9 protein-coding genes are annotated in these 12,640 nt (G+C 43.5%); 6 read left to right on the plus strand and 3 right to left on the minus strand.

Features of this window, described 5'->3' with window-relative positions:
- The first annotated feature begins 30 nt into the window (after positions 1-30).
- The 4 genes from DQQ10_RS12615 to DQQ10_RS12630 all read left to right on the plus strand — a co-directional run bounded on the left by DQQ10_RS12615 (position 31) and on the right by DQQ10_RS12630 (position 4,713).
- Positions 31-948, plus strand: coding sequence for a DUF3078 domain-containing protein (locus DQQ10_RS12615; protein WP_112747223.1), 918 nt, complete (start codon positions 31-33; stop codon positions 946-948).
- Positions 949-1,058: 110 nt separating this feature from the next.
- Complete coding sequence (locus DQQ10_RS12620) at positions 1,059-2,618, plus strand: helicase HerA-like domain-containing protein (RefSeq protein ID WP_112747224.1); 1,560 nt, start codon at positions 1,059-1,061, stop codon at positions 2,616-2,618.
- A gap of 99 nt (positions 2,619-2,717) precedes the next feature.
- A complete protein-coding gene (locus DQQ10_RS12625) occupies positions 2,718-3,176 on the plus strand; it encodes a hypothetical protein (protein WP_112747225.1) in 459 nt (152 codons plus the stop codon).
- A 283-nt stretch (positions 3,177-3,459) separates the two neighbouring features.
- Complete coding sequence (locus tag DQQ10_RS12630) at positions 3,460-4,713, plus strand: 7TM-DISM domain-containing protein (RefSeq protein WP_112747226.1); 1,254 nt, start codon at positions 3,460-3,462, stop codon at positions 4,711-4,713.
- A 16-nt stretch (positions 4,714-4,729) separates the two neighbouring features.
- On the opposite strand, the gene DQQ10_RS27940 is transcribed toward DQQ10_RS12630, so the two are convergent.
- From DQQ10_RS27940 to DQQ10_RS12645, 3 genes are all read right to left on the minus strand, one after another.
- Positions 4,730-5,215, minus strand: coding sequence for a hypothetical protein (locus tag DQQ10_RS27940; RefSeq protein ID WP_112747227.1), 486 nt, complete (start codon positions 5,213-5,215; stop codon positions 4,730-4,732).
- A gap of 155 nt (positions 5,216-5,370) precedes the next feature.
- A complete protein-coding gene (gene dnaX, locus DQQ10_RS12640) occupies positions 5,371-6,489 on the minus strand; it encodes a DNA polymerase III subunit gamma/tau (protein ID WP_112747228.1) in 1,119 nt (372 codons plus the stop codon).
- Positions 6,490-6,626: 137 nt separating this feature from the next.
- On the minus strand, positions 6,627-8,285 hold the full coding sequence (locus tag DQQ10_RS12645; protein ID WP_165823914.1) for a carboxypeptidase-like regulatory domain-containing protein: 1,659 nt from the start codon (positions 8,283-8,285) through the stop codon (positions 6,627-6,629).
- Between the two features lie 355 nt (positions 8,286-8,640).
- On the opposite strand from DQQ10_RS12645, the gene DQQ10_RS12650 reads away from it, so the two are divergent.
- Positions 8,641-9,612, plus strand: coding sequence for a substrate-binding domain-containing protein (locus DQQ10_RS12650; protein ID WP_112747230.1), 972 nt, complete (start codon positions 8,641-8,643; stop codon positions 9,610-9,612).
- A 238-nt stretch (positions 9,613-9,850) separates the two neighbouring features.
- Positions 9,851-12,436, plus strand: a complete 2,586-nt coding sequence (locus DQQ10_RS12655; RefSeq protein ID WP_112747231.1) for a TonB-dependent receptor — start codon at positions 9,851-9,853, stop codon at positions 12,434-12,436.
- Positions 12,437-12,640: the final 204 nt, after the last annotated feature.

The raw sequence follows: 12,640 nt of genomic DNA on the forward strand, positions 1-12,640 counted from the left end.
ATTATAATTTCGTTTTAAAACCTTTTTAGCATGAAGAAGACTTCCTATTTCATCATTTTTTTATTGTGCATCGGCTCGTTTGCTTCTGTTCAAGCACAGATTGTTAAACCCGATACTACCACAAGTTGGAAACGGAAATTTGTTTTCAACTTCAATGTCAACCAAGCTTCGTTCTCTTCGAACTGGAGTGCCGGGGGGATCAACTCATTGGGCTTTGCAAGCCTTGTTAACTACAAACTCAATTACAAAAAAAATCGCGATAGCTGGGATAATGAAATCGACCTTCTGTATGGCTTTGTGAACAACGCTGGACAAGGCTTCAGAAAAACAACCGACCGTATTTATCTCGATACAAAATACGGTTATCAATTAAGCGACAAATGGGATCTATTCTCCTCCATTAACTTCCTTTCGCAGTTTTCTCCTGGCTATAAGTATGAAGACGATGCCGCTGGAGTAGAACAAGAATTTCTCATTTCAGATTTTCTCGCGCCTGCATTTGTAACCGGTGCCATTGGTTTCGAATATCATCCGAAGGATTATTTTAAAGTGAGAATATCTCCTTTCGCTCCACGTCTAACAATCGTAAATGATCCGGAACGTTTTTATCCGACACTCGGTCCAAATCCTTATGGACTTGATTCAGCCGAGACGACGCGATTTGAATGGTTTGCATTTCAACTCCTAGCTGAATTCAACAAAGACATCATGCAAAACGTGAATTTAAAGTGGCGTTATATGATGTATGCAAACTATGAAGACTTCGCAGTAAAAAAGATCGATCATCGTCTTGATGTAAATCTCACGGCGAAAGTCAATCGCTTCATCACTGTTGGCTTGGGTGGAATTCTAGTTTACGATTTCGATCAAGATGATGAAGTTCAATTAAGTCAAGCGCTCACCATTGGCTTTGCTTATAGCTTCCAGAATTTTGAAGATCCGAAGTAACGGCTCGTTGGAAACAGGTAAGTGTCAATCGAAAAGCCTTGCAAAAAAAGCAGGGCTTTTTTATTTTATTAGCGTGAAGTACATTCGTCAGAATTAAATATCATTGAAAGATGTCTAAGGAAAAGTTTATCGAAGCTGTAAATAAGTCGTACACAACATCACTTCCGTCAATCTACCTCGGCGCAGGCATATTTGAAGGTGGTATCGTTGGTGAAGCCAAAGTGAACCTTGCGCTGCGCATGATGAACCGACACGGACTCGTAACAGGAGCAACGGGGTCCGGCAAAACAAGAACACTCCAGTTGATCGCTGAACAATTGTCGGCAGCGGGTGTCCCTGTTTTTATGCCAGACATCAAAGGCGATCTTTCTGGCTTTGCGAAAGAAGGCGCCACGAATGAAAAAATCACCGAACGCGCTAACGCACTCGGTGTGCAATATCAACCCTCAGCTTTTCCTGTCGAACTCTACTCGCTTAGCGGGAAGATAGGTGCGCAGATGCGTGCTACGGTGACAGAATTTGGCCCTGTGCTCTTGAGTAAAATTCTTGAATTGAACGATACACAAACAGGTGTACTGAATGTAGTCTTCAAATACGCTGATGATAAAAATCTTCCGATTGTCGATTTTAATGATTTAAAGAAAGTACTTAATCACCTTACAGAAGGGGCAGGTGCTGCGGAAATAAAAAATGACTATGGGAAAATTTCAAGCGCATCGTCAGGAACCATCCTGCGAAAAATAGTATCACTTGAGCAACAGGGCGTCGATCAAATTTTTGGCGAAACCTCTTTCGATGTAGACGATCTCTTTCAAAAAGTAGATGGTCGCGGGGTGATAAGCTTGCTCAATGTGTCGGATGTTCAGACGCAACCTGCATTGTTCTCTACGTTCTTGCTTGCGTTGCTGGCCGAAATTTATCAGCGACTTCCAGAGGCCGGTGATCTCGACAAGCCGAAGCTAATTTTCTTTTTAGATGAAGCACATCTACTCTTCAAAGATGCACCGAAAGCATTTATGGATCAGATTGAGCAGATCATTCGGTTGATACGTTCAAAAGGTGTTGGTATATTTTTCTGTACTCAGCTCACGCAAGACGTGCCAGCAAGTGTGTTGTCGCAGCTTGGTAATCGTGTTCATCACGTGATCAGAGCTTTCACGCCCAACGATGTGAAAGCGTTGAAGGAGACGATCAAGACATTTCCGAAATCGGAATTCTATGAAATGGAGCAGCAGTTTACGCAGCTCGGCACGGGACAAGCCTTCATCACTGTTTTAAATGAGAAAGGCATTCCGACGGAAACGGTGGTAACACATTTAGCACCACCAGCCTCGTTGATGGGACCGTTAACGGCAGCGGAATATCAAGAGACATTAGAAGAGTCAGAAGGTTACAAGAAGTATAAAGATGCTGTGGATCCGCAAAGTGCTTTTGAAATTCTCAGTGAGCGCATGAAAGCCGAGGCGGAACAGCAAGAAGAAGAACGTGAAGAGAAAGCGCCGCGAGCGACGTCACGCAAACAAGAAAAGTCTACTTTCGAGTCGGTGATCTCATCGCCTGTAGCAAAACAGGTAGGCAAAGAAATTGTGCGAGGTGTATTTGGGATGTTATTCGGTACAACGACACCACGCCGCAGAAGTACGAGACGAAAAAGCGGCGGGCTGTTTTAGCGGACGAACAAAACTTAACAGGAAAATCGAAACCGGGTATACATGAAATATGTTACCCACGTCACTATCTTTCATAAACAACATCTTTAATCAACAGTTATGTGGAATGAAGAAGATGAAAATGACGGCGTAGATGACGACTTTGATCCAGAGAAGGAGCGAAGACGCGTCGAAGCATTGCCAATTTTTCAGAAGGCTGAAGAAATCAGTGAACTAACACAGCGCATTGTCGATTCAATAGAGAAAGATGATGTGAAATTGATTCATGGAAATTTTATGCTGGAAGATGCCATGATGATAACCGTGAAAATTGTTGGTGCTGAAGCAGTCGATGATTTCATTATCAAAATGGAGAACGCTGTGCTCATCAAAATTCACGCACGCAGCTTGCAAACAAAAACTGCGTCATTGCTGCTACAAGGTGTGATGCCAGCAGAATATTTGCACTTGCTGCGAAAAGAGATCGACAGTTTTCGATCGCTATTCCTCGCTTGGATTAAAACGTTCCATCAATCACCGAAAGAAGGAGATGGCTGGGGATTGTTTGTTGAAGAGTAGATTTTAAATCCTCGTATTTAATTTTTGAATATTCGCTGAATCAGTTAAAAGCGAGGCTCCGCAATGGAGAAGACCCTATTTTATACCGGATTAATATGGTTTCAAACAATTTTTTCATTGCCGCCTTACCAAGTGTCGCTCGTTTCGAGTATTTTTGATTTCGATTAAAACCAACAAAGCGCCTTTCGCGTCTTGAGCAGCTCAACCCCCTTCTTCGCTGCGATTGACAAAAAAGGCAGATTTTCCTCCCACCCGTTATTTTCTGGGCGTTTAATATTTTATAATGAAAATTCATTGTAAGTGGCTACTCCTTTGCGGACTAGTTACGATGGCTTTGGTGGTGAAATCGCAAGTTCGCTTTCAAGCGGAATCTGGTGTTCTTGATGCGCGGACGTGGGATTTTAAAAAGGCCCGACTTCCACTCGCGGGGTATTGGTTGTTTTATCCAAATCAACTTGTCGATGTACACAACACTGATTCAGCATCCAAACGCGATTTGATCGTACCGGCATTGTGGAATAGCACGCGTGAGGATGGAAGCGGAAAAGGATTTGGAACCTACGGGCTCTCGGTGATCGTGCCCAAAGGTATAGGAGAGTTTACATTGGAAGTACCACAGCTATATAATGCTTACACGCTAATCATCAATAACAATGTAGTTGCTCGTGTTGGCACCGTGGGAAGAAACAAAGAGGAAACCATTCCATCATGGAACCATCAGCTTCTAAAATTTCAGGCAGCAAAAAACGATACGCTTCATATTCTGCTACAGATCGCAAACTTTCATCACGCAAAGGGCGGAATTAAAGAACAGCTTTTCTTAGGCGTGCCTGAAAATACTCAGGCCACTTTCACAGTGTCTAAACTTATCAGCACTTTTGAATCGGGGCTGCTTTTACTATTCGGGATTATTTTCATTGTGATTTATTTTGTTCGCGGACAACCCGTGTCGTTATACTTCGGATTGTTTGGTGTGAATTGGTCGCTGCGTGCTCTCTTTTCAAATCTTTATGTAGTTATGGATTGGTTCCCAGATCTTCCGTGGACATTCCTGGTTAGAACAGAATACATGACGCTCTATGTTGCTATGATAACAGCAACCGCTTTCCTCCATCACTTATTTAAAAAAATGGGAGCGAAACCGTTGATGACTTATGTTCTTGTTGGTGTGAATGTGGTGTTCGCCATTTTTACAATGGTTACTTCACCAGCCGTGTTTACAAAATCTGTTTCGCTGTTCGTTTCGATTTCTGCGATCACGGTGATCTATGGGGCCATTCTTGTAGTTCGCGCACTATTCTACGGCTATCCAGGTGCGTGGTTTTTAATGGCGAGTATCCTCATTGGTATTATCACATTCGGGTATGACATCATCGCGTACCAAACATCACTCGCGCCAAACTTTACGGTACTAAGTTGTGGTTACATCGCGATGTTCTCGCTGACCGCACTAGGATTACTTTTTCAAATGAATGTACTGAAGAGTAGTAGCAGTTCAGCAGAAATGCTAACGTACGACGAGATGATGAAAAGATAAATTGTGTTGAATTGAATTAGAAATCGGTATCCAATCCTAAGCGATCTTTCAACTCACGCAGCATCGGATTTCTTTCGAGCAAGTATTCGAACTTCTCGCGTGGTGTGTAGATCACTTTTCGTGCATCCTGTTCTACCAGTTTACCCGATAGTAAGATGCTGCTGTTCTTTAAACGTTCGCGTAGAAAAGCCGATAGTTCCAAGCGCACGTTATTCAACATGAGATCTTGTACTGGATTATGGATGTGCAACGTAATGGTAGTGCCGTCGAGTTCGTAGGGCTGTGATAACAAGTGATGCTCTGCTTGAAATTTTTTACGTCCCTCGGCAAACTCATTCCACACCTTCTGCAGTTGTTCTGGCGTAAAGGGTTCGTCTGGTGCAATCTTGTTTTCTGCAACAGCATTTGGATCCTTCTTCTCTACTTTGAGAAGCCCAGAAAGTTTCACGGTGGTTTTAGGTGCGTCTTTGAAACGTGATTTCTCTGCGTAATCAGGTTTCATATTCAACGTTGGAACGCCGCTACTCTCGGTTGATGTTGCGGCAGTTTTTTCTTTCTCGGCTACTGGTTTTGTGGGCGTTGTTGTAACGGAAGACGATGGCGTTGTGTCCTCAGCTGACGGTGCTGAGGTCTCTTCGACGGCCGACCCTTCGTCGCTTACACTAATTTTTTTTTTAATGCTGCTTCCGGAGAAGACAGTGCTGCCAGTTGATCTGGACGGATGATAGATCCTACGTGCGCCATTTTCATCAACGCAAGTTCTACAGAAAGACGCTGGTTCTTGCTGCTCTTGTAGTTGATGTCGCACTGATTAGCAATGTTGAGCCATGTGAGCAAGAGCGATGGATTTGCCGTCTGCGCTTGACTAACATATTTCTTTTTCACACTGTCAGGAACTTCCATCAATTGCACCGTGCGTGCATCTTGAGATACAAGGAGGTTACGCAAATGTTCGCTTAGTCCAACAATGAAGTTGTGTCCGTCGAAACCCTTGCGCAGAATTTCATCGAACAATAACAGCGGTTGCGTGTGTTGCTGCGAAAGTAGGGAATCAATTACCTGGAAGTAATAATCATAATCCAGGATATGAAGATTGCTAAGGGTAGATTTGAAAGTAACACCTTTGCCTGCGGCGTATGTCACCATCAAATCGAAAATGGACAAGGCATCGCGAAGGGCACCATCTGCTTTTTGTGAGATCAGGTGCAAGGCCTCATCTTCAGCAGGGATTCCTTCGTGCTGTGCAATTTTCTTAAGGTGATTCGCGATGTCGCTGATCTGAATTCTATTAAAATCAAAGATCTGGCATCGTGAAAGTATCGTCGGGATCACCTTGTGCTTCTCTGTCGTTGCCAATATGAAGATGGCATATGATGGCGGCTCTTCAAGCGTCTTCAGAAAGGCGTTGAAGGCAGCGTTTGAAAGCATGTGAACCTCGTCGATGATATACACTTTGAACTTTCCAAACTGCGGCGGGTAACGAACCTGATCAATCAGATTTCGGATGTCCTCCACAGAATTGTTAGACGCAGCGTCGAGTTCAAATATGTTCAGCGAATTCGTTTCAGCCTTTTCTTCAAACCCATTGATAAGACGGGCAACGATACGGGCACAAGTTGTTTTACCCACACCACGTGGACCGCAGAAAAGAAGTGCTTGTGCAAGCTTGCTGTTGTCGATAGCATTTTTGAGCGTAGTGGTAATGTGCTCTTGGCCAACCACTTCGTCAAAACCCGAGGGGCGATACTTTCGTGCTGATACAACAAAATTCTCCATGCGAGGGCGCAAGATAAGCAGAAAGCAGAAAGCTAAAAGCTGTACCGCGCAGTTTTTAATTAGTTTTTTTGGCGTCCGTTTTTTCCGCGTGCCAATGAGATGTGATTCGTAAATTGAAGGATTACCGTGTCTTGATTTTACTGTCCAAGCACGCTTTCAAAAGCTTTCATGAGCGAAGGATCATTGGGCGCTGGCGCATTCATATTGACAAAATTCCCCTGGCGATCGACCAGAATGTACCGTGGAATGGAAGTAATATCAAACGTTGTAACGACATCACCCTGTGGGCCGACACGATAATGTTTTATGGTGGATGATTCCAACGCGAGTTTTTTAATCATTTTACGCCACGCGTCGATGTCGTGATCAAGCGACACATAGACAAAAGAAATTCTCGTCTTGTATTCGTCGTAAAGCGACTTTGCGGCGTACATCTCGCGAATGCATGGTCCACACGAACTGGCCCATAGAACAATGTAAACCGGACGAATTCCGCTGATCTTTTTCAAATGCGCATTGAAGTTTTCTTCATCTTCCTTCCCGCCCAAAACGCGGTCGCGTTCAGCAGCAAGAAATTCACCGTATTGTGTTTTCAATGGCTGGTGCTGCTCAAGGTCGGCAGCGATGGATTCTTCGAGTGGCGTGGCTTTTAAAATGTTGTAGGAATTCCAGAATGTCGAATCATAATTCACTTTCAAGAGTCCCTCGCGGTTGGGTTCTTTACCTTTAAACTTTTCGAAGCTTTGAAGTACAATTTCACTTGTCATCAACTCAAGATGGTAATGATGTTGATAGCGCTCGCGTTTGTTATAGGCACGTCCTTCTTTCGAAGCGTACTGTAAATAGTATTTGCCGTTGAATTTTTTATAGGTAGATACGGCTTCGATTGTGTCGTGAGAAGTATAGCGTGTCCACGCCGATTTGATGATTGCGTAGTCTTTCGTGTTAATGTAAAGTGTTCCCGACTGTCGCGCGCTGAACGTCGCATTGTTAAGCGTATCTTGATGATGTTCGTAGTGAATGATATAGACGTCTTGCTCATCATACGCGGTAATCCCTTCATATGTGAAGGAGAAGTCTTTCAACCTTCGTCGGAGCATGCTTACTTGATACTCATTAACAAAATCAAATTTTCCCTGTGAAGTTTTGATTTGATAGCCAACAGGATCCGCCGCCATGACGCTATAAAGCGCGATCGGATGATGGGTACTGTTGATTTTGGTGTTATCATAACTTCTGCGAAGCTGTGTTACGCGAACTTCTTCTCGCTGTCCCGGTGTGTGCTGCTGAATTCTATAACCTTTCGCTTTGTAAACATCGATCGCAGCTTCAATGATGCGCCCGTACATACCGCCATCTTTGCAGTAGTGACGATAGAACGATTTGTATAAAAAAGGTTTGGTGTTATAATTCTTCTTCATCGCGTTGAATGCGCGCTGCACGATTTTCTCCGGACGAAGATCTTCGCTCATCACCAACACGTCTTTTAGTTGGATCACCGATGGGCGCAAGGCAATCGTTATTTGCTGCGATGGATTTTGAATTTTTTTTGGTTCATAGCCGGTGCACGATATCGTGATGATAACGGAGTCATGGATTGATTCAGGAATACGAAGTGTAAATGCGCCGTCTGCGTTGGTGCTCGTACCATACGGTTGCTTTTCGATACCGATTGAGGCGAAAGGAATACCAGCATTCGTTGTCTCGTCGATTACCTTTCCGTCAACCACGTAAAAGGATTGTCCATAGGCAGCTTTAATAAAAAGCGTTGCGAGTATCAATACTAAATATCTCATCTTTTGCCTGGGATGATGTTGTTCACGGGTGTTAAAGTTGACGGGCATTAGATCTTTGCTTTTTGTTGCCAGTTAATAATGTATCGCGTGTGCTGTTTCTACTCACGTATGCGCAAAAATCTTCCATGAAAACAATCCGTCGCTGGCGACATGTCGTGAGATTTCAACCACTCGAATCTTCCTGACGTATTTTTTTTTGATTTTTTTACACCGGTAAAAATGTGGTTTTTGAGCTGTTTTCGCGGTTTTTTATTCTTTATATCAAACTAACCTGCGTCAAACCCCCAATAGTCTATTGGATTAGTAGTATTTAAAATTACCTTTGGCAAAATATCCACCAAATCGATAGATAAACATGGTTTTAAGTAGAATTTATGTGCTCGCAATTATTCTTGCCATCGTTGTGGCCTTGCCGACTTGGGCACAAGTTGATTCCAACAGCGCGAATTCATCGCCGACTCAAAAAATTGTTGTCGTCACCGGAAATAGGTTTTCGTATAAGCTTGTTCAGAAATGGATCGACGACTACAACAAGATTGTTCCTGACGTGCAAATTGTGATTGAATCGAGAGGTTCAGCGGATCCGACCAAGTATGATGTCCTTGCAGAGGTTTACCAACCAAATGACGAAATCAAAAAGAACAGAGAGTATTTAAATGTTGGTAGATATGCCGTGCTTCCTGTAGCCACGAGCAGCTCCGCATTCGCGAAACACTTTTCAGAGAAGGGACTAACCAAAGAACTTTTAAAACAGATTTACTTCAACGACATTTTTGCAGAGAAGGATCAGCGACAAAATATTGACGTGCCGTACACGGTTTACACAAGACAACAGAAAGCCGGTGTGCCATTTGTTTTTGCCAAGTATTTCGATTTTCAGCAGAAAGATCTTCAAGGAACAACTATCGCCGGTGCTGATGAACATCTGCTGAAAGCGACCCTACGCGATCCAAACGGTGTAACGTATTTACCGCTGGCACTCATCTACGATCAACAAACACGCAAGCCTGTTGAAGGTCTTACGGTCATACCGGTCGATTTGAATGGCAATGGAAAAATTAATGACGAAGAAAAATTTTATGGTGACTTGAACGTGGTGATTGAAACGTTAGAAAAGAAAGACCTAAGCGATATCAAGAATGTTCCCATTGAATATCTTCACTTGTCTGTCGACAAACAAATCGTCAACCAAGAGGCAATAAATTTTCTGAAGTGGGTGAATGAACATGGCCAATCATATCTGCATGAGTTTGGTTATTTGCTTCCCGAGGCAAAGCATTTTGAGAAGGAAAAATTTATTGAATTCGCTTCAAAACGCAGTCGCTAATGAATGTAAAGATTTTATCGAGCGACATACCTTCGAATACAATGGAAAACTTTAACCCCGATTCAGCCATGAAAATGTATACAAACCGCTGTTGTAGGTAGTGGTCTACTGCCAATGCAACACCAATAGCGATGTGTTGTATTCATTGTCATTGCATGTAAGCGTTTGACAACCCAAGGTATGGTTTATCGCAAAATGCCAGACCTCTCAAGTATCTCATTTAACAAGTTTATTTAGTATGATTCGAAAATTACAAATCGTTTTCGCATGGATGCTTTTTGCTACAACGGCATGGGCACAAGATGCAGTAGTTGGAATAGTGAAAGATACCGACGGTTCTCCCGTAGTTGGAGCCACTGTATTGGTGAAAGGACAAAATAGTCTTTACGCTGTAACAGACGCCAATGGGGAGTTCAAACTCACACCACCAAAAGAAGTTCCGTTTACAATTCGTGTGAGCTTTGCTTCTTTTCAAACAAAAGAAATTCAGATTTATGAATTGAGCGATGAAGCGCTTGAAGTAACACTCAATGCTGATAATCTTCTTAGCGAAGTTGTGGTGACAGCAAGAAGACGTAATGAAACAGCGCAGGATGTTCCCATTCCAATTTCTATTGTTGGAGGTCAGGCCATTGAACAAACTGGTGCGTTCAATGTAAACCGCGTGAAAGAGCTAATTCCTTCTGTTCAGCTTTATTCTTCAAACCCACGTAACACAGGGATTAACATTCGCGGGCTCGGATCTCCATTTGGATTAACCAACGATGGTCTTGATCCAGGCGTCGGTTTCTATGTAGATGGTGTTTACTACGCACGTCCTGCGGCGGCAACACTCGACTTCATCGATGTAGAGCAAATCGAAGTTTTACGCGGCCCTCAAGGAACGTTGTTCGGAAAGAATACTACTTCAGGCGCGTTCAACATCACAACACGTAAAGCGAGCTTCACACCCGGAGCAAGCTTTGAAGTAAGCTACGGAAATTATGGATACATTCAGGCGAAGGCTTCTGTTACAGGACCGTTAAGTAAGAAGTTTGCAGCGCGCCTTTCGTTTTCTGGAACACAACGTGACGGCTTAATTGAAAATGTAAACACGGGAAAGTACACGAACGATATCAATAACATCGGTGGTCGCTTACAGCTTTTGTATAAAGCGTCAGAGAAAACAACCATCACACTGTCGGGGGATATTACTGAGCAACGGCCAGATGGATATGCACAAGTTGTTGCCGGCGTAGTAGAAACTAAACGTGCACCACTTCGACAGTTTAGTACCATCATCAGCGATCTCAATTATTCGTTGCCCAGCAGCAATGCATTTGATCGCAAGATAGATCATGATACGCCTTGGAGATCGGGTAACGATCTTGGTGGCGTGTCACTTAATATTGATTCGAAAATTGGGCCAGGTACGCTTACCGCTACAACAGCGTATCGCTACTGGAACTGGGATCCGTCTAACGACAGAGATTTCACCGGACTTCAGGCGCTTGCGAAATCACAAAATCCTGCCGAGCATAAAAACTGGTCTCAAGAAATACGTTATGCTGGTGAGATATCAGAAAAACTTAGTGGTGTAGTAGGGCTGTTCTACATCGATCAGGAAGTACAGATTCATGGGACAGAAGAATCGGGGCGCGATCAGTGGCGCTTTGCACAAAGTTCAACGAATCCACTTTGGCAAACACCAGGGCTATTTGAAGGTTTTGGTATCCGCACAGAAGCCTCTATCAAATCGCAGAGTGCTGCGGCGTTTGCTAACATAGATTGGAAAGTCACTGATAAATTACATATCCTCCCTGGTATCCGTTTCAACTACGATAAGAAAGATGTGTCTTACGACAGAAGAGCATATGGTGGATTGGATACTGCGACCTATGCAGGTTCTAAAGCAGACAAGACGTTTTTGCAAAATTCAAAAAACGGCGTGTATACAAGCCAGAACTATAAGGCCGATGCAGATGAAAATAATTTGACCTATCAACTCACTGTTGCTTATCAGGCTAACAAAAACGTAAATGCATTCGCAACATATTCAACAAGCTTTAAGCCAGTAGGTGTGAATGTCGCGGGTCTTCCAACCATTAGTGGAGCCGCAGCGACGGACCTCGCGGTCATTAAACCCGAAGACGTGAAACATCTTGAAGTCGGTGTGAAGACTACACCGTTTGATAATTTCACATTAAACTTTGTTGTTCACAATACGGACATTAAAAATTATCAAGCAAATGTGCAGTCTCCTGAGCCGGGCGTTAACCGAGGTTACATCGCTAACGCAGAAGAAGTAAACGTTCGTGGTGCCGAACTTGATGCGAACATTAGAGCGAACACGCATTTCTCTTTCTATGCGTCGGTAGCTTATACCGAAGGCACTTATGAGAAGTTTACAAATGCACCGCTGCCACTTGAAGAAACAGGACTTACGGATGGTGAGGGGAAACCCGTTTACTTGAAAGATATTTCAGGTGAAGACCTGCCAGGTATTTCCAAATGGTCTACGTCTGTAGGAGGAGAGTTTTCAACACCGGCGAAATTCTTGCGCCAGGAATCGACATTCTTTATTGGATTGGATTCATACTATCGCTCAGAATTTTCATCGAGCCCGACCCCATCGAAATTCCTGAACGTTGATGGCTATCTACTTCTCAACGCACGCGCAGGTTTCCGGATCTCTGCGGGTACTTCGGTCTTTGTGTGGTCACGCAACCTCACTGACAAAAACTACTACGAGCAATTACTCGTAGCGGGCGGAAATGCTGGTCATTATGCTGGTGTTCTTGGTGATCAGAGAACCTACGGTGTGACATTGAGACATTCGTTCTAATTTTAGTTTGACTACAAGATAAAGCGCATGGTATTGTTGCCGTGCGCTTTTTTTATGAACGACCGATAACGATTTTTAGCCGTAATGCGGTGTGTGATGTGCCTTTGATGGAAGCAACACTTTTTTTAGTGTGCGAAAAGTGTGCGCGCTATTTTTTGTGAACGGAGGATAGAGGGCTAATAATTTTTTTACATTCGAGTTTGT

The sequence above is a fragment of the Pseudochryseolinea flava genome (genome assembly GCF_003286915.1).
GTDB lineage: Bacteria > Bacteroidota > Bacteroidia > Cytophagales > Cyclobacteriaceae > Ohtaekwangia > Ohtaekwangia flava.

Bases quoted from the DNA above. Each gene is read 5' to 3' on its own strand.
- DQQ10_RS12615 (WP_112747223.1), top strand. From the start codon at position 31: ATGAAGAAGACTTCCTATTTCATCATTTTTTTATTGTGCATCGGCTCG.
- DQQ10_RS12620 (WP_112747224.1), top strand. From the start codon at position 1,059: ATGTCTAAGGAAAAGTTTATCGAAGCTGTAAATAAGTCGTACACAACA.
- DQQ10_RS12625 (WP_112747225.1), top strand. From the start codon at position 2,718: ATGTGGAATGAAGAAGATGAAAATGACGGCGTAGATGACGACTTTGAT.
- DQQ10_RS12630 (WP_112747226.1), top strand. From the start codon at position 3,460: ATGAAAATTCATTGTAAGTGGCTACTCCTTTGCGGACTAGTTACGATG.
- DQQ10_RS27940 (WP_112747227.1), bottom strand. From the start codon at position 5,215: ATGAAACCTGATTACGCAGAGAAATCACGTTTCAAAGACGCACCTAAA.
- dnaX (WP_112747228.1), bottom strand. From the start codon at position 6,489: ATGGAGAATTTTGTTGTATCAGCACGAAAGTATCGCCCCTCGGGTTTT.
- DQQ10_RS12645 (WP_165823914.1), bottom strand. From the start codon at position 8,285: ATGAGATATTTAGTATTGATACTCGCAACGCTTTTTATTAAAGCTGCC.
- DQQ10_RS12650 (WP_112747230.1), top strand. From the start codon at position 8,641: ATGGTTTTAAGTAGAATTTATGTGCTCGCAATTATTCTTGCCATCGTT.
- DQQ10_RS12655 (WP_112747231.1), top strand. From the start codon at position 9,851: ATGATTCGAAAATTACAAATCGTTTTCGCATGGATGCTTTTTGCTACA.